Genomic DNA, 17,133 nt, shown 5'->3' with positions numbered 1-17,133 from the left:
GCCAGGTCGACGGGACGGCGGGCTCGCTGGCCTTCGTGGGCGGGGCCGTCCCGCTGAACGGCGCGGAAGAGGTCGACGGCCGGGCCGGTCTCGCGGCCATCAAGAAGGACACCGTCCCCGGCACCTACACGGTGCTGGTGCGGTGCGGCACGTACAAGGGGACCGGCGAGGTCCACGTCGTGGACGGCAAGGCGCGTCCGATGGCGCAGCCCACCCCGACCGGCGGGCCGAAGACGGGCGTGGGCGGCGGGGCGGGCGGCGGGAACACCGCCCTTCTGGCCGGGGGCGGCGTCCTGCTGCTGGGCGGGATCGGCGTCGGAGCCATTGTCGTCCGCCGCCGGAATGGCGCGACCGCCTGATACGGCCCTTTTTCGCGAACGCTGACGATGACAATTCCAACGGGATGGGAAGGGCGATGAGGGGAAAGGGCGGCCGGTGGGGTCCGGGGGCGCTGGCGGCGATCCTGACGGCCGCCGGCCTCGCCCTCGTGGTCCTCGGGATGCGCGGCCCGGCCGGTCCGCCGAGCCCGCCCGCATGGGCCGCGACCACCCGGGCGGTCGACGGGCACGGGCCGGTGCTGGACCGCTCCCCGCCCGTCCGGGTGTCCATCCCGTCCATCGGGGTCCGGGCGCCGCTGGCCCGCCTGGGCCTCGTGGCCGGCGGCGAGGTGCAGGTCCCCCCGGCCGATCGGCCGGGGGAGGCCGGCTGGTACGAGGGCGGGCCGACCCCCGGCGAGCGCGGCGCGGCGGTCATCCTGGGTCATGTCGACTCCGCGAAGGGCGCCGCGGTCTTCTACGACCTGGGCCGGCTGAGGCCGGGGCACCGCGTCGAGGTGAGCCGCGCGGACGGCCGGGTGGCCGAGTTCACCGTCGAGTCCGTGGAGCGGGTCCCGAAGGGCCGGTTCCCCACCGCGCGCGTCTACGGCCCGCTCGACCATCCCGGGCTCCGCCTGGTCACCTGCGGCGGCGCGTTCGACCGGGCCGAGCGCAGCTACCAGGACAACGTCATCGTCTACGCCGCCGAGACGGCGGTCCGGTAGCGGCCGACCCCTCCGGCGCCGACCCGGCAGTACAACGCGTGGTTGTGGCCCAGGCGCCGGGGGTTGTTTGATCCGCGACCCCGCCGCCCGCTTTGATCTCCCCTGGCCGCCGGAGGCGCGGCCGGCGGAAGGGGCGTGGCGAGGGTGCGCACGGGGGAGGGACGGTCGCTCGGGCGGCGGTTCGGGTGGCTCTGGACGGCCTACGCGGTCAGCGCGTTCGGGACGTGGCTCGCCTTCGACGCGTTCCCCCTGATCGCGATCACCGTGCTGCACGCCGGACCGGCCAGGGTGTCGGCGCTGGCCGCCGCGGGCCTGCTGGTGGGGGCGGCGGTGGCGGTGCCGCTCGGCCCCTGGGTGGAGTTCCGCCGCAAGCGGCCCGTGATGATCGCGATGGACCTGGTCCGGTGCGCGGCGCTGCTGAGCCTTCCCGCCGCGTTCCTCCTCGGCGGGCTCGGCTTCGTCCAGCTCCTGGTCGTGTCGGTCGTCGTCGCCGCGGCCGACATCGTCTTCACCGCGGCGAGCGGAGCCTGCCTGAAGACCCTCGTCGAGCCGGACGACCTGCTCGCCGCGAACGGGCGCCTGGAGTCCACGACCTGGACCGCCACCATGCTCGGGCCGCCGCTCGGCGGGGCCGCGATCGGGCTGTTCGGCCCGCTGGTCACCGTGGCGGCCAACGCCGTCAGCTTCCTGGTGTCGGCGGCCGGGATCCGCGCGATCGGCGGGACGGAGCCGCGCCCCGCCGGGAGCGGTGCCGTCCATCGGGCAGGCCCCCGGCTCCGGGCCGGGGACCTGCTCGAAGGGTGGCGCCACATCCTCACCAGCCCGGCGCTGCGCCCCCTGTTCCTCAACACGATCCTGGTCAGCGGGCTGATCATGGCGACCGCGCCGGTGCTGGCCGTCCTGATGCTCGGCCGCCTCGGGTTCGCGCCCTGGCAGTACGCGCTGGCGTTCGCCGCCCCGTGCGTGGGCGGTCTCGTCGGTTCGCGGCTGTCCGGACGGCTCGCCGCGCGGTTCGGGCGCCCCAGGATCATGCTCGTCTTCGGGACGCTGCGCGCGTGCTGGCTGCTCGGACCGGCCTTCGTCCGTCCGGGCGTCGCCGGTCTGGTGCTCGTCATCGCCGTCGAACTCGGGCTGATCACCTGCATGGGGGTGTTCAACCCGCTGTACGCCACCTACCGGCTGGAGTGGACGCCGCCCGACCGGGTCGCCCGCGTCCTGTCGGCGTGGTCGGTGACCAGCAAGCTCACGATCGCGGCCATGACCGGACTGTGGGGCCTGCTGGCCGGCCTCACCGGCCCCCGCACCGCCATCGCGATCGCCGGCGTCCTGTCCCTGGCGACCCCGGCGCTGCTGGTCCGCAACCGGGGGGCGCTCTCGGGCCCGGACGTCTTGACGCAGGTCAGTACCAGTGCAAGCGTGAAAAATGAGGGGGAAGGGGGACCCATCATGATTGAGATCAAGAGCATCGAGAAGCCGGACGACCGGCGCGACTTCCCCAGGGGACACCTGGAGATCGCCAACCTCAGCGGCCTCGTCTTCGGCAAGGCGACGTTCGAGCCCGGATGGCGCTGGACGGAGTCGGTGAAGGACATCGCGGGCACCGACCTTTGCGAGGTCCACCACAACGGCTACGTCGTCTCGGGCCGGATGCACATCCGCATGCGGGACGGCGCCGAGCAGGAGGTCGGTCCCGGTGACGTGTTCGTCGCCACGCCCGGCCACGACGCCTGGGTCGTCGGTGACGAGCCCTGCGTCGTGTTCGACTTCGCCGGGGGCATGGGCGAATACGCCAAGGCCAAGCACTGAGCGTTCGGTGCGTGAGGCGGGGGCGCCGTCGCGTGCCCCCGCCTCGGCACGTCAGGAGGACGCCGAGCCGGGCTCGCCGGTCCGGTGGCGCCGGTAGTGGCGCGCGACGCGGACGCGGTTGCCGCAACGGGCCGCCGAGCACCACCGGCGGCGGGGGTGGGCCGGCAGGAAGAGCATCACGCAGTCGTCGGCCTCGCATTCCCGGACCGCGGTGACCGCCGGGTCGGAGAGGAGCCCGGCGGCGGCCTCGGCCAGCCACGCCGCAGGCCGCAGGCCGGGCGGGCCGGTGCGGCGGCGGGCCGCGAGCAGGGCCCGGCCGTTCCAGGTCAACCCGGTGACGGCGGGGGCGGCGAGCTGGGCCCGGCCGAGGGCCTCCAGGTCGTCGGCCGACGGCGGCTCGCCGCGGCGGACGCGGTCGAGGGCGCGAGCCGTGTGCTCGCGAACTCGCCGGACGGCGGCGAGCGACTCGGCCGTCGCGTCCGTGGCGGCGAACGCCCCCGCCTCGTCGAACCGGTCGGCCTGGAGGCGCAGCCAGACACGCAGGTCGTCCGGCGCGGACAGCAGGTCGGCGCCCGCAGGGCGCGTGTTGACCAGGTCCAGGGCCGGCGGCTCACCGATCAGCGGGCTCGGATCGTCCATGACCTAACGGTACATCGAAGAGTTGACCCGTTAGGTGCGCGATCGCTATACCTAATGCATCAATCGCTATGAAAGGCGTTAGGGATGCTCTCGATCGCGCGTACCGTCCACCGCAGCGTCGACGTCGACGGCGTCCGCGTCTTCTACCGCGAGTCCCTCCCGGAGCGGCAGGACGCGCCCGTCCTGCTGCTGCTGCACGGTTTCCCGTCCGCGTCGCACCAGTTCCGCCGGCTCATCGACGTCCTCGGCGCCCGCCACCGGCTGATCGCCCCCGACTACCCCGGCTTCGGCCACACGCGGGCACCGGACGACTTCGTCTACGACTTCGACGGGCTCGCCGACGTCGTCGAGGGCTTCGTCGAGCGGCTCGGCCTCACCCGTTTCGCCATGTACGTGTTCGACTTCGGGGCACCGGTCGGCTTTCGGCTCGCCGAGCGGTGCCCCGAGCGGATCGCGGGCCTGGTCGTCCAGAACGGAAACGCCTACGACGAGGGCCTCTCGGACGGCGCCCGCGAGTTCATCGCCCTGCGCCCCGAGGCGCCGGGGGCGCAGGAGACCGTCCGCGGCCTGCTGACCCTGGACGGCACCCGCGGCCAGTACGAGGCGGGTGTCGCCCGCCCCGAATCGATCGCCCCGGACGGGTGGACCCTCGACCAGCATTTCCTCGACCTGCCGGGACGCAAGGAGGCGCAGGTCGCGTTGGCCTTCGACTACAAGTCCAACGTCGCGCGCTACGACCGCTGGCAGGCCTGGCTGCGCGAGCACGTCCCGCCGACCCTCATCGTCTGGGGCGCCGGGGACCCGTTCTTCCCCGCGCCCGGCGCGCGCGCCTACCTGCGGGACGTCCCGGACGCCGAACTCCACCTGTTCGACACCGGCCACTTCGCCCTCGAAACCCACCTCCGCGAGATCGCGCCGCTCGTCGCGGCGTTCCTCGACCGCCTCCGGGCGTGACGGACGCGGCAGGTCCCCTGGTCGAGGGCCGCCGGGAGGCGGTCGGCCGGCGGGAAATGACGACGCCCGGGGAGCCCCGGGGCGGGTAGGTTCGGGGAATGAACGATCGGCCTACTCTTGAGGACATCCGCCGCGCGCCGAAGGTGCTGCTGCACGACCACCTGGACGGCGGCGTGCGGCCCGCCACCATCGTGGACCTGGCGCGGGAGACCGGGTACGGGGACCTGCCCACCACCGACGCGGACGCCCTGCGGACATGGTTCGAGGAGGCGTCCAACTCCGGATCGCTCGAACGGTACCTGGAGACGTTCTCCCACACGGTCGGGGTGATGCAGACCGTCGAGGCGCTCACCCGGGTGGCCTACGAGTGCGCCGAGGACCTCGCGAACGACGGGATCGTCTACGCGGAGGTCCGGTACGCGCCCGAGCAGCACCTGCGGGACGGGCTGTCGCTGGAGCAGGTCGTCGAGGCCGTCCTGGACGGCTTCGCGCGCGGCCGCGAGGACTTCGGCATCCGCGTCGGGACGCTCGTCACCGCGATGCGGCACCAGGCGCGCAGCATGGAGATCGCGGAGCTGGCCGTCCGGTACCGGGACGCGGGCGTCGTCGGGTTCGACATCGCGGGCGCCGAGGCCGGGTACCCGCCGACCCGGCACCTGGACGCTTTCGAGTACCTCCAGCGCGAGAACGCGCATTTCACGATCCACGCGGGCGAGGGGTTCGGGCTGCCGTCGATCTGGCAGGCGATCCAGTGGTGCGGTGCCGACCGGCTCGGGCACGGCGTGCGGATCATCGATGACATCGAGGTGGAGGGCGGCGAGGCGCGGCTCGGCCGGCTCGCGGACTACGTGCGGGACAAGCGGATCCCGCTGGAGATGTGCCCGACCTCCAACATCCAGACGGGCGCGGCGAAGTCGATCGCCGAGCACCCGATCGGGCTGCTGCGGCGGCTGAGCTTCCGCGTCACGGTCAACACCGACAACCGGCTGATGAGCGGCACGACGCTGTCGGAGGAGTTCGCCAAGCTCGCCGACGCGTTCGGCTACGGATGGGACGACCTGCAGTGGTTCACGGTGAACGCGATGAAGTCGGCGTTCGCGCCCTTCAACGAGCGGCTCGAACTGATCAACGGGGTGATCAAGCCCGGTTTCGCGCAGCTCAAGTGGAGCGGCGCCCGGCCCCTGGCATGATCGAGCCATGACCATTCGCTCCACCGGCGGGCGCGTCGCCGCGTACGCGTGGCTGGTGTTCGCCGCCCTCAACCTCATCGACCTGTTCGTCGGCATCACCGGTGACCCCGACTACTCGCTGACGACGGTGACGATCGCGTTCCTGCTGCTGCTCGGCTGCGGGATCGCCTACACGGTCGGGATGCGGCCGCAGATCGCCGGCGACGAGGCCGGGGTGACGATCCGCAACCCGCTGCGCGACGTCCGGGCGCCGTGGGGCGCGGTCCGCCGGATCGAGGGCAGGAACGCGCTGACGGTGGTGTTCGCCGGCCCGGACGGGACGGACCTGGAGACCCGGGCGTGGGTGCTGCAGACCTCGCCCCGGGCGCAGGCCAAGGCGGAGGCCCGTGCCGAGAAGGAGGCCCGCAAGGGCAAGGACCAGGGGCAGGGCTTCGACCTGCGGGGACGGACTCCGACCGGTTACGCGGCGCAGCAGCTGAACGAGATGAGGGAACGCCAGCGTCCCAAGGCCCGGTCGGGAGCGCCCGACAAGGCGGCCAAGGCCAGGGCCGAGTCGGAGGAGGGGGCCGCCAGGGGGACGGTCCGCTGGTCCGTTCCCGCGGTGGCATCGCTGGCCGTCCCGCTGGCGGTGGTCGTCGTCCTGCTGATCGTGGGCGCGGCCGGCTGAGGGGGCCGCCCGGTCAGCCGAGGGCCGCGGAAACGTCCGCGCGGAGGGACTCCAGGTCGGCGGCGGCGCGCGCGCGGACCGCGGCGACGTCCCCGTCCACCGGAAGGACGACCTCCAGGTAGCACTTCAGCTTCGGCTCCGTCCCGGAGGGGCGCACGACCACCCGCGACCCCCCGGCCAGGCGGAACCGCAGCCCGTCGGTGGGCGGCAGGTCCCCGGTCGGCCGGGCGAGGTCGTCGAACGACTCGACGCGCCGCCCGCCCAGCTCGCGCGGCGGCTCGGCGCGCAGCCGGGCCATCGCCGCGGTGATCAGCGAGAGGTCGCTCACCCTGATCGACAGCTGGGACGTGGCGTGCAGCCCGTACCGGCGGGCCTGCGCGTCCAGCAGGTCGAGCAGCGTGCGGCCGTCGCGCTTGGCGTCGGCCGCGAGCGCGGCGACGGCGAGCGCGGCGCCGATGCCGTCCTTGTCGTTGACGAGCACGCCCCGATCGTCGCCGACGCTGTAACCGAGCGCCTCCTCATAGCCGAACACCAGCCGGACGGGGCTGCTGTGGGGGGACGACCCCCCACGCCCCCCAAAACCGCCTGGTTCGCTGTGGGGGGACGACCCCCCACACCCCCCGGAACTACTCTGGGCCCCGTCCGCCTTCATGATCCACTTGAAGCCGGTGAGCGTCTCGGCGAACCGGACGCGGTGCGCGGCGGCGATCGAGCGCAGCAGCGACGACGACACGATCGTCGTCGCGACGAGGCGGTCGCCGCCCGTGGTGTGCCGCAGGACGTGCTCGGCCAGCAGCCCGCCGACCTCGTCCCCGGTGAGGGTCCGCCACCCGGACGGGCCCGGGACGGCGACGGCGCAGCGGTCCGCGTCCGGGTCGTTCGCGATCACCAGGTCGGCGCCGCGGGCCTCGGCGAGGCCGAGCGCCAGGTCGAGCGCGCCAGGCTCCTCCGGGTTCGGGAAGTCCACGGTCGGGAAGTCCGGGTCGGGCTCGGCCTGCTCGGGGACGACGGTCGGCGCGGGGAACCCGGCGCGCTCGAACGCGGTGAGCAGGACGTCCCTGCCCACGCCGTGCAGGGGTGTGTAGACGATCGAGACGTCGCGGTCGCCGCCGAGGCGCAGGGACGACACCGCGTCCAGGTACAGGTCGGCGCCCTCATGGACGGGCCAGCCCTCGCCGAGGGGCAGCCCGTCCACGCGGCCGACGGCGTCGATCGCGGCGGAGATCTCCGCGTCCGTCGGCGGGACGATCTGCGCCCCGTCCGCCCAGTACACCTTGTAGCCGTTGTCGCGCGGCGGGTTGTGGCTGGCCGTGACCATGACGCCCGCCACGATGTCGGCGAACGCCCGGGTGAAGTGCGCCAGGACGGGCGTCGGGACGGGGTCGGCGAACACCTCGGGACGCAGCCCCGCCCCGCTCAGCACGGCCGCGGTGTCGTCGGCGAAGCGCCGGGAGCCGTGCCGCGCGTCGAACCCGATGATCACCCGGCCGCCGGCGGGCAGCCGGGCGGCCAGACCGGCGGCGGCGCGCATGACCGTCACCCGGTTCATCCGGTTCGGCCCGGCGCCGAGCTCGCCGCGCAGCCCGGCCGTCCCGAACTCCAGCCGCGCCCCGAACCGGTCGGCGAGGGCCGCCCCGTCGTCCGCGTCGAGGATCGCCCGCAGCTCGGCGCGCGTCCGCGGGTCGGGGTCCTGCCCGAGCCACTCCTCGGCCCGCGCGCGCAGGTCGCTCACAGCTTCGCCAGGACGGTGGCCAGCAGCGCGCCCATGCGGCCGGCCGACGCGCGTCCCGCCGCGAGGACCTCCTCGTGGTCGAGCGGCTCGTCCGACAGTCCCGCCGCGATGTTGGTGACCAGGGAGATGCCGAGCACCTCCGCGCCGCCCTGGCGGGCCGCGATCGTCTCCAGCACGGTCGACATGCCGATCATGTCGGCGCCCAGCGTGCGCAGCATGCGGATCTCGGCGGGCGTCTCGTAGGTCGGGCCGCGGAACGCCGCGTAGACGCCCTCCGACAGGCTCGGGTCGGCCTCCTTGGCCAGGGCCCGCAGGCGTCCCGAGTACGCCTCGGTCAGGTCCAGGAACGTCGCGCCGGTCAGCGGGTTCGCGCCGGACAGGTTCAGGTGGTCGGAGATCAGCACCGGGTCGCCCACCCGCTGGTGCTCGGGCCGCAGCCCGCCCGCCGCGTTCGTGAGCACCATCGTCTTGACGCCCGCGGCGAGCGCGGTCCTGACGCCGTGCACGACGGCCTCGACGCCGCGCCCCTCGTACAGGTGCGTGCGGCCGAGGAACACCAGCGCGTTGCGCCCGCCGATCTCCACGACCCGGATCCGCCCGGCGTGTCCCTCCACGGCCGGCGGCGCGAACCCGGGCAGCTCGGTCACCGTCAGCTCGGCGACGGGCTCGCCCAGCCGGTCGGCCGCCGGAACCCAGCCGGACCCCATGACGAGGGCGACGTCGAAGGAGTCGATGGACGTGCGGGAACGCAGCTCGTCCGCCGCGTCCCGGGCCAGTGCAAAAGCGTCGTTGCTCACATCGCCGACACTACCGCCGCGTCGCCGCGCCGCCCGCAGATCAGTCGCCCAGCGACTTGCAGGGGCGTGTGCGCAGGTCCTTGACGTAGTCGTCGGGCGCGCCCGCCTTCTCGGCGGCGTCGGCGAGGATGCCGAGATAGCGCGCGGACGGCAGCCCGCCCTCGTAGTCGTCCAGGACGTACATCCAGCACAGCGCGTCGCCGTCGAGCGTCTGCACCCGCACCCTGAACTTGCGGTAGACGTTGAGCGCGGCCCCCTCCCAGGCGTCGAGTTCCTTCTCGTCCCAGGCGGGCACGTCGTAGATGACGACGAAGACCTGCTCGGAGTCGTCCTCGACGACCGTCGCGAGTGCCCCGTCCCAGCCCTTGTCCTGCCCCCCGAAGGTCAGGCGCCATCCGGCGAGCCAGCCGGTGCCGCGCATGGGCGAGTGGGGAGCCCGGCCGGACATCTGCTCGGGGTCCATGTTGGAGGCGTACGCCGCGTACAGAGCCACGTGGGAAGGCTACGCCAAGTGGGGCTCGGGGGTGTGGGGGACGCCCCCCACAGGGGACACGCCAAGTGGGGCTCGGGGGTGTGGGGGACGCCCCCCACAGGGGACACGCCAAGTGGGGCTCGGGGGTGTGGGGGACGCCCCCCACAGGGGACGCGTCGTCCAGGAGGCGGGGCGTGGCGGTTGGGCGCTGTGATGGAACGCGCCACACCGGGGGATGGGTCTCTCCGGGGTTGGTGCAGGAAGAAAGGGTCCGGAGCGGGACTTTTCACTGCCGTGAGTAGGAAACAATGGAAGATGTGACCCGCATCGTGATCATCGGAGGAGGCCCGGGCGGTTACGAGGCCGCGCTCGTCGCGGCGCAGCTCGGCGCCGACGTGACCGTCGTCGAACGGGACGGTCCGGGCGGCGCGTGCGTGCTCACCGACTGCGTGCCCTCCAAGACGCTCATCGCCACCTCGACCCGCATCGCGGTCATGTCGGAGTCCGCCGGCCTCGGGCTGCGCTTCAACGGCGGCCCGGACGGGATCGTCGGCGCCCTCGAGGCCGACATGGCCACCGTCAACAAGCGCGTGAAGGACCTCGCACGGGCCCAGTCGTTCGACGTCGCGGAGCGGCTCGCCTACGAGGATGTGAAGATCGTCCGCGGTGAGGCGCGGCTGGTCGAGCCGCACGTCGTGGCGGTGGGCGAGCGCCGTATCCCCGCCGACATCGTGCTCCTCGCGACCGGCGCGACGCCGCGCGTGCTGCCCGGCGCGGAGCCCGACGGCGAGCGCATCCTGAACTGGCGCCAGCTCTACGACCTGCCGGAGCTGCCCGAGGAGCTGATCGTGGTCGGCTCCGGCGTGACGGGCGCCGAGCTCGCGGGGGCGTACCTGTCGCTCGGCTCGAAGGTGACGCTGGTCTCGTCGCGGGACCGGATCCTGCCGACCGAGGACGCCGACGCCGCGGCCGTCCTGCAGGACGTGTTCCTGCGGCGCGGCATGAACGTCATGTCGCGGTCGCGGGCGGCCGCCGTGGAGCGTTCGGGCGACGGCGTGATCGTCACGCTGGAGGACGGGACGAAGGTCGAGGGCACGCACTGCCTGATGACCGTGGGCATGGTCCCCAACACCCGGGGCATCGGCCTGGAGGAGATCGGCGTGCGGTGCGACGCGCGCGGCTTCGTCGAGGTCGACAAGGTGTCGCGGACGTCCGTGCCGCACATCTACGCCTCCGGCGACTGCACGGGCGTGCTCATGCTCGCGTCCGTCGCCGGCATGCAGGGGCGCATCGCGATGTGGCACGCGCTGGGCGAGGCCGTGCAGCCGCTGAAGCTCGGCTGGGTCTCCTCCAACATCTTCACCGATCCCGAGGTCGCGTCGGTCGGCGTGACGCAGCACATGGTCGACTCCGGGGACGTCAACGCCCGGACGGTCATGCTGCCCCTGTTCACGAACGCGCGCGCCAAGATGCAGGGCTTCGAGGACGGTTTCGTGAAGCTGTTCTGCCGCCCGTCCACGGGGATCGTGCTCGGCGGCGTGATCGTGGCGCCGCGGGCGAGCGAACTGATCCTCGGCGTGTCGATCGCCGTCCAGCAGCACCTCACCGTCGACCAGGTGGCGCACACGTTCGCGGTCTACCCGTCGCTGTCGGGCAGCATCACCGAGGCGTCCCGCCGGCTGATGGCCGAGCACGCCTACTAGCGGCGTGCCCGGCCTCAGAAGCCGCCGAAGTCGCCGCCTCCGCCGCCGCCCCCGAAGTCGCCTCCGCCGAAGTCCCAGCCGCCGCCGATGTCGCCGTCACCCCCTCCGAAGTCGCCTCCGCCGAAGCCTCCGCCGAAGCCGCCGCCCCACATCGAGCCGAGCGCGGTGCCGATCAGCAGGCCGCTGAGCAGGTCGACCCCGCCGTAGCCGTAGTAGTAGCCGCCGGCGTAGGGCGCGTACGCGGGACCCGCGTTCCAGTACGGCTGCCGTCCCCCGCCCATCGGGACCATGCGGACGTCCGGGTCGTTCCCGTGCAGGACGGCCTCCGCGTCGGCCGCGCACGCCGGGACGGAGCGGGCGACGCCGCCGGGCGGCGCCCAGGTCACGTCCTGGACGGACGGCCCGTGCTGCGGGTTGAAGAAGCAGGGCGCGCGCCGCTCGGGCACCGGGTCCCCGGCGAGCCGGGCGCGCGTCGCGGTCATGTGGTAGCGGCCGTCCTCCAGCGCCGTCGCGACCTCCTGCATGTCCTGCGGCCGGACGGCGCGCCCGGTCGCGGACTTGGCCCGGTCGTAGGAGTTCATCGCCTGCTCGTAGTCGGCGCGGGTGTCGGGATCCAGGCCGCTGTCCATGACGTTCAGGTCGAGGCGGGCGATGTCCTCGCCGAGGAGCGTCACGTCCTCCTGCACGCCGGCCTTGAGGTCGGCCATCTCGCGGGCCGCGCGCTCCCGGCGCTTCTTCCGGGCGTTGAGCATGACGCCCGTGATGGCCGCCACCACGAGCACGAGCACGCCGAGCAGCACGTAGCCGACCGTCGCGCTGGACCGGGAGTCGCTGTCGACCTTCTTCTCGGCGAGCCCGCCGAACTGGATCAGCCGCTGCTTCAGCGGCGCGCCCTCCGTGCGGGTGACCATCTGGTTGATCTCCGCGCGGTCCAGTTTCTTGGAGACCGCGCCCATCCGGGCGCCGTCGGCGGTGATCGCGACGTAGGTCCCGTCCTTGCCGACGCGCTCGGCGACGGCCGGGAGCAGTTGCCGGACCTCGGTACCCGTGACGTCGTTGCGGACGACGACGGCGCGGATGTCGGCGTCGCTGTCGCCGCCCAGGGACGTCTCGATCTCGTTCCGGTCGGCCTGGGACAGCGGGTTCCCGGCACCGCTGGTCACGTAGAGCCGCGAGTCGATCAGACCCTTGGCGATCTGGCCGACGGTGTCGTCGGCCGCCGCCCGCGGGGCCGCCGCCCGCACGGCCGCGGCCGGCGCCCCGGTCGTCTGTGCTCCCGCGGTTCCCGACGTCGTCGCGGTCTTCGGTTCGGTGGCCTGCGACGCGGCGGCGCCCGCCGGGGCGGCCAGGGCGAACGCCGGGGCGGCGACGACGGCGATGATCGCTGCGGCGGCGCCCCCGCGAGCCGCCCGGACGGCCCGGTTCTCGGTGCTCATATGTACAGTCTGCCCACGTGAACGCGCCGATACGTCCTTCGCCGGACGGATTTGCGCACGCCCCGTATGGGGACCGCCCCCCATCCCCGCCCAGGACCCGTGTCTCAGGGCCCCGGACGGGGGTGCGGCTCGGCGGCCGCGGTCAGGAGTCCTTGATCTCGCAGATCACGGCGCCCGCGGAGACGGTCTGGCCCACCTCGGCGGACAGGCCGGTGAGCGTGCCCGCCTTGTGCGCGGTGAGCGGCTGCTCCATCTTCATGGCCTCCAGGACCACGATGGTGTCGCCGGCCGCCACGGTCGCGCCCTCCTCGACGAGGAGCTTGACGATGGTGCCCTGCATCGGGCTGACCAGGGAGTCGCCGGACACCTGCGCTCCGCCGCCCTTCTTGGCGCCGCGCCTTTTGGCGGGCCCCGCCTTGCCCGCGGCGGGGGCGGCGGAGGCGCCGAACCCGGCGGGCAGGACGACCTCGATGCGGCGGCCGCCGACCTCGACGGTGACGCGCTCGCGCTCGCCCTCGTCCTCCTCGCCCGCGGGGGGAGCCTCGTGGGGAGGGATCTGGTTGTCGAACTCCGTCTCGATCCACCGCGTGTGGACGCTGAACGGGGTCTCGTCGCCGGCCGGCACGAACGCCGGGTCGTCCAGCACCGCCCGGTGGAAGGGCAGGACGGTCGGCATGCCGTCGATGACGAACTCGGCGAGGGCGCGGCGGGACCGCTCGACCGCCTGCCGCCGCGTCGCGCCCGTCACGATCAGCTTGGCGATGAGCGAGTCGAACTCCTGCGGGACGGTCTGCCCGGCCTCGTAGCCGGCGTCCAGGCGGACGCCGGGGCCCGTCGGGGGATGCCAGGCGGTCAGGGTGCCGACGGCGGGCAGGAACCCGCGACCGGCGTCCTCGGCGTTCAGCCGGAACTCGATCGAGTGGCCGCGCAGCTCCGGGTCGCCGTAGCCGATCTCCTCGCCGTCGGCGACGCGGAACATCTCGCGGACGAGGTCGACCCCGGCGACCTCCTCCGTGACGGGGTGCTCGACCTGGAGGCGCGTGTTGACCTCAAGGAACGAGATCGTCCCATCCTGGCCGACGAGGAACTCGCACGTCCCGGCGCCGACGTAGCCGGCCTCCTTCAGGATCGCCTTGGACGAGGAGTACAGCAGCTCCAGCTGCTCCTGCGACAGGTACGGCGCCGGCGCCTCCTCGACGAGCTTCTGGTGGCGCCGCTGGAGCGAGCAGTCGCGGGTGGAGACCACGACCACGTTGCCGTGCTTGTCGGCCAGGCACTGCGTCTCGACGTGCCGGGGCTTGTCGAGGTACCGCTCGACGAAGCACTCGCCGCGCCCGAAGGCGCCCACGGCCTCGCGGACGGCCGACTCGTACAGCTCGGGCACCTCCTCCAGCGTCCGGGCGACCTTCAGGCCGCGCCCGCCGCCGCCGAACGCGGCCTTGATCGCGATGGGCAGGCCGTGCTCGCGCGCGAACGCGACGACCTCGTCCGCGCCCGAGACCGGGTCGGCGGTGCCGGCGACCAGCGGCGCGCCGACCCGCTGCGCGATGTGCCGGGCCTGCACCTTGTCGCCGAGCGCGGTGATCGCGGCGGGCGGCGGGCCGATCCAGGTCAGCCCCGCGTTCTGCACCGCCGCGGCGAAGTCGGCGTTCTCCGCGAGGAACCCGTAGCCGGGGTGGACGGCGTCCGCGCCCGACTCCGAGGCGATCTTCAGCAGCTTGTCGATGTCCAGGTAGCTCTCCGCCGCCGTCCGCCCGCCCAGGGCGAACGCCTCGTCGGCGACCCGAACGTGCAGCGCCTCCAGATCGGGCTCGGCGTACACCGCCACACTGGCCAGCCCCGCGTCGCGGCAGGCACGGGCGATACGGACCGCGATCTCGCCGCGGTTGGCGATCAGGACTTTGCGCACGTGGGTCTCCTCCTTCAACCTCGCAGGCAGTCTAGATAACCCCGATCCCAGGTTTTCGTAAGCCCCTCCTTATTGGGGGCGAGGTCCCGGATAGCGGGAGGAATCACGAGAAAGCGGTACCCCCGCGGGGATCCCGGCGAGGCTCCGCTCCGTCTCATCCGGGAACCCGCGGCAGAACCCCCCCGTGCGGGTGTGAGAGGAGCCATCGTGGCCGAGAAGAAGACGTCCGCCGGCAGGGAGCGGGCTGGTGCGACCCGGCTCTCCGGGGCGAGGGCGCCCAGCAGGCGCACCGCCATCGTCGCCGCCGTGCTGCTGGTCGTTGTGGGTTGGCCGGTGCTGAGCGCGCTCTTCGGCGGCTACGAGCGCACCGGCGGCGGCGAGATCGCCGTCGTCCGCAACGGCGGGTTCTTCGACAACAACAGGATCCGGCAGGTCATCGACCCCGGATCCGGCCGCGTCTGGATCGGGCTCTACTCGCAGGTCCACAAGTACCCGGCCCAGCAGCGCTTCTACACGATCACCTCGGACGCCGGGAAGGGCGACGAGTCCGGCGTGGACGTCGTCACCGTGCCGAGCTCGGACGGCGTCAACATGGGCATCGAGGGGACGCTGTACTTCACGCTCAACCAGGACCACCAGGCCCTCAGGCAGTTCGACGACAAGTACGGCACCCGCAAGTTCCGCAGCGCGGGCGGCGACACCTACAACGTCTACGACGGCGACAAGGGCTGGTCGGCCTTCCTCGACCAGATCGTCCGGCCGGTGATCGACAACGACCTGCGCAGCCAGATCAACAGCTTCCGCTGCGCCGAGCTCGTCTCCTCCTGCGCCCTCGTGCAGAACTCCTCCGCGCCGAGGAACGTCCAGGCCGCGGGGCAGCAGGCGCAGAGCAACAACGGCAACATCGCCAAGGTGCAGAACGCGATCAACACGAGCCTGGCCGCGGACCTGGAGCAGACGCTCGGCGGCAGGTTCGTCACCAACATCCACTTCAACCTGGTGCGGATCACCCTGCCGTCCAAGGTGCAGGACGCGGTGGACCGCGCGCAGGCCGCGTTCGCGCAGATCAGCGAGGCCCAGGCGAAGGTCGCCACGGCCAAGGCGGAGGCCTCGGCCAACAAGGCCCGCCAGGACGGCTACAACAAGTGCCCCACCTGCGCGAGGATCGAGGAGCTGAAGGCCCTCCCGCAGGGCATCACGGTCTACGCGCCCGGCAACCCGAACGGGCCGCTCCTGCGGGACAAGTAGGCGCCCGAGGTGGACGCCGAGGGGAGGCGGTCGTGCGGTTCCTGATCGTTCTGGCGGCGCTGGCGGTGGTGGCCGTGGTGGTCGTCCTGCTGCTCTACGGGTTCTCCGACCGGTCGTCGCGGAGCCGGGCGCGGCTGGAGGGCGGCGCCCGGTGGGAGCCGCACACCGAGTCGACCGGCGGCGTCACCGCGGTCGTCGTCCGGCGGGTCTCCCGCGGCGCCGCCGGGGACGTGCTCGCCGAGATCGGCCGCCAGACGGTCGCCGCCATTCCGGACGCCGATCCGGAATGGGAGGAGCGCTACCACGAGGCCATGGCGCAGGCCCGCTCACGCGTCGCCGCACTGGAGAGCGAAGCGGACTGAACCGGCGTTCTTCCCGGGGCCCGGCCGTGTAATGTCGGCTCGGATCCATCCAGCCATTGATCAGCGGGAGAGGCCGATGGTGCGCCCGTGGCCCCGGGCCGGACTGGCGGTCGCCCTGGCCGCCTGCCTGCTGGCGCCCTCGTCCGGCGTGCGCGGGGACGCCCCTGTGGTGGAGGACTACGTCACCCGCCAGCTCACCGTCGCCGCGAACTCCTACCTGGCGCGCCGGTCCCAGGCCCTCGTCCAGAAGGGCGGCCGGGACCGCCGCGCCGCGCCCACGGAGGTGCTCGGCGTGCGGATCTCCCCGTCGCTGGTGCGGTCGCAGGAGAAGGCCGTCCGGGAGCTGGAGACCCGCAACCGCGCCCCCGTCGAGGGCGGCCCCGCCTACACCGGCGCGCGCACCCGCCTGGACGGGGGCCGCGCCGTCCGCACGGGGGACCGCATCACGCTGGAGGCGGTGGAGCACACCGAGATGCGCTACGGCAGCGGGGGCCGCGGGAAGGTCACCCAGTCAGTGCGGCGCCGGTTCGACTTCCGCGCCACCGGCGAGCAGATCACCATGGTCGGCGAACGCGTCCTGGACCCGGGGGCCCACCCGGTGAACGACCCGCTCGGCGAGAGCCGCTGACGCGCCGTTTTCTCCTTTCTCGCCGCGCTCCTCCATTCGAGCCTGGAAACCGCTCTGAAACTCCCTTGACGGACAGTAATGATGCTCGTCACAAGCCATGTGACCATGGCTTCGTTGGCCACATCCGGACAGGCCGGGATGGCGGGAATGTGACCGTTTCGACGGGCGATCCACCGGGGGTCGCTGGCTGGATGTGATCGGTGGGGCGTAAGCTGGCGCCATTCCTGCGGTAGCGGCCGGAAACGTTCCAACGATCAGCGAGGAAAGGGCCGGGGCGATGGGTGACAAGCGCGGCGCCAACCTGGGCGAGCTAGAGGAACTGTCCCGCATCTTCAGCAAGCACTCCCGCAACCTCGACGCCCTCATCAAGGACCTCAACGGCCGCACCGTGAGCAGCAGCGCGGCCTGGTGGGGCCCCGGGGCCGACCGCTTCCGCGCCTCCTGGGCCGAGGCCAAGACCGCCTTCGACAAGATGGCCGTCGCCCTCGAACAGGGCAGCCAGGACATCCGCCGGTCCCAGCAGAACATCGAGGCCGCCACGCGCTGAGCCT

General features: G+C 73.1%; 16 protein-coding genes and 1 pseudogene. 11 read left to right on the top strand and 6 right to left on the bottom strand.

Going from position 1 to position 17,133, the window contains the following annotated elements:
• From AB0H37_RS39915 to AB0H37_RS39905, 3 genes and pseudogenes are all read left to right on the top strand, one after another.
• A pseudogene (locus AB0H37_RS39915) lies at window positions 1–359 on the top strand (hypothetical protein); the annotation flags it as partial.
• 56 nt (window positions 360–415) lie between these two features.
• Window positions 416–1,039: a class F sortase gene (locus AB0H37_RS39910; protein WP_360617824.1), complete on the top strand. Its 624-nt coding sequence runs from the start codon at window positions 416–418 to the stop codon at window positions 1,037–1,039.
• A gap of 135 nt (window positions 1,040–1,174) precedes the next feature.
• On the top strand, window positions 1,175–2,845 hold the full coding sequence (locus tag AB0H37_RS39905) for an MFS transporter (RefSeq protein WP_329085535.1): 1,671 nt from the start codon (window positions 1,175–1,177) through the stop codon (window positions 2,843–2,845).
• Between the two features lie 51 nt (window positions 2,846–2,896).
• Here the strand turns inward: AB0H37_RS39905 and AB0H37_RS39900 are convergent, their stop codons facing one another.
• On the bottom strand, window positions 2,897–3,484 hold the full coding sequence (locus tag AB0H37_RS39900; RefSeq protein WP_360617823.1) for an ABATE domain-containing protein: 588 nt from the start codon (window positions 3,482–3,484) through the stop codon (window positions 2,897–2,899).
• Window positions 3,485–3,568: 84 nt separating this feature from the next.
• Here AB0H37_RS39900 and AB0H37_RS39895 point away from each other — a divergent pair, with 84 nt between their 5' ends.
• The 3 genes from AB0H37_RS39895 (at window position 3,569) to AB0H37_RS39885 (ending at window position 6,295) form a co-directional block, all read left to right on the top strand.
• Entirely contained in the window at window positions 3,569–4,438 is an 870-nt protein-coding gene (locus AB0H37_RS39895) for an alpha/beta hydrolase (RefSeq protein WP_329085541.1), read from the top strand.
• Window positions 4,439–4,536: 98 nt separating this feature from the next.
• The gene (locus AB0H37_RS39890; RefSeq protein ID WP_360617821.1) at window positions 4,537–5,628 is read left to right on the top strand and encodes an adenosine deaminase; all 1,092 of its coding nucleotides are present in this window, start codon (window positions 4,537–4,539) and stop codon (window positions 5,626–5,628) included.
• Window positions 5,629–5,635: 7 nt separating this feature from the next.
• On the top strand, window positions 5,636–6,295 hold the full coding sequence (locus tag AB0H37_RS39885) for a PH domain-containing protein (protein ID WP_179837556.1): 660 nt from the start codon (window positions 5,636–5,638) through the stop codon (window positions 6,293–6,295).
• Window positions 6,296–6,308: 13 nt separating this feature from the next.
• Here the strand turns inward: AB0H37_RS39885 and AB0H37_RS39880 are convergent, their stop codons facing one another.
• Genes AB0H37_RS39880 through AB0H37_RS39870 form a run of 3 tightly spaced genes read right to left on the bottom strand, consistent with a single transcriptional unit; the run spans window position 6,309 to window position 9,317 of the window.
• The gene (locus AB0H37_RS39880) at window positions 6,309–8,027 is read right to left on the bottom strand and encodes a phospho-sugar mutase (RefSeq protein WP_360617819.1); all 1,719 of its coding nucleotides are present in this window, start codon (window positions 8,025–8,027) and stop codon (window positions 6,309–6,311) included.
• Entirely contained in the window at window positions 8,024–8,824 is an 801-nt protein-coding gene (locus AB0H37_RS39875) for a purine-nucleoside phosphorylase (RefSeq protein WP_329085549.1), read from the bottom strand. The genes AB0H37_RS39880 and AB0H37_RS39875 overlap by 4 nt, the downstream gene beginning before the upstream one ends.
• Window positions 8,825–8,864: 40 nt before the next feature.
• Window positions 8,865–9,317: a gamma-glutamylcyclotransferase gene (locus AB0H37_RS39870; RefSeq protein ID WP_179837553.1), complete on the bottom strand. Its 453-nt coding sequence runs from the start codon at window positions 9,315–9,317 to the stop codon at window positions 8,865–8,867.
• A 296-nt stretch (window positions 9,318–9,613) separates the two neighbouring features.
• On the opposite strand from AB0H37_RS39870, the gene AB0H37_RS39865 reads away from it, so the two are divergent.
• Complete coding sequence (locus tag AB0H37_RS39865) at window positions 9,614–10,999, top strand: NAD(P)H-quinone dehydrogenase (protein ID WP_329085552.1); 1,386 nt, start codon at window positions 9,614–9,616, stop codon at window positions 10,997–10,999.
• Window positions 11,000–11,013: 14 nt separating this feature from the next.
• Here the strand turns inward: AB0H37_RS39865 and AB0H37_RS39860 are convergent, their stop codons facing one another.
• Both AB0H37_RS39860 and AB0H37_RS39855 read right to left on the bottom strand, forming a co-directional pair.
• Complete coding sequence (locus AB0H37_RS39860; RefSeq protein WP_360617818.1) at window positions 11,014–12,435, bottom strand: hypothetical protein; 1,422 nt, start codon at window positions 12,433–12,435, stop codon at window positions 11,014–11,016.
• A 142-nt stretch (window positions 12,436–12,577) separates the two neighbouring features.
• On the bottom strand, window positions 12,578–14,344 hold the full coding sequence (locus AB0H37_RS39855; RefSeq protein ID WP_360617816.1) for a biotin carboxylase N-terminal domain-containing protein: 1,767 nt from the start codon (window positions 14,342–14,344) through the stop codon (window positions 12,578–12,580).
• Window positions 14,345–14,551: 207 nt separating this feature from the next.
• Between AB0H37_RS39855 and AB0H37_RS39850 the strand changes: the two genes are divergently transcribed.
• The 4 genes from AB0H37_RS39850 (at window position 14,552) to AB0H37_RS39835 (ending at window position 17,129) form a co-directional block, all read left to right on the top strand.
• The gene (locus tag AB0H37_RS39850) at window positions 14,552–15,592 is read left to right on the top strand and encodes an SPFH domain-containing protein (RefSeq protein ID WP_329085560.1); all 1,041 of its coding nucleotides are present in this window, start codon (window positions 14,552–14,554) and stop codon (window positions 15,590–15,592) included.
• Between the two features lie 32 nt (window positions 15,593–15,624).
• On the top strand, window positions 15,625–15,954 hold the full coding sequence (locus AB0H37_RS39845; protein WP_329085561.1) for a hypothetical protein: 330 nt from the start codon (window positions 15,625–15,627) through the stop codon (window positions 15,952–15,954).
• Between the two features lie 76 nt (window positions 15,955–16,030).
• Entirely contained in the window at window positions 16,031–16,582 is a 552-nt protein-coding gene (locus AB0H37_RS39840; protein WP_329085563.1) for a hypothetical protein, read from the top strand.
• Between the two features lie 277 nt (window positions 16,583–16,859).
• A complete protein-coding gene (locus tag AB0H37_RS39835) occupies window positions 16,860–17,129 on the top strand; it encodes a WXG100 family type VII secretion target (RefSeq protein ID WP_089314806.1) in 270 nt (89 codons plus the stop codon).
• The last annotated feature ends 4 nt before the right edge of the window (window positions 17,130–17,133 follow it).

Source organism: Actinomadura sp. NPDC023710, from assembly GCF_040639875.1.
GTDB lineage: Bacteria > Actinomycetota > Actinomycetes > Streptosporangiales > Streptosporangiaceae > Spirillospora > Spirillospora citrea.
The sequence above is the reverse complement of the archived record's forward strand: the minus strand, read 5'-3'. Positions and strand labels throughout refer to the sequence as shown.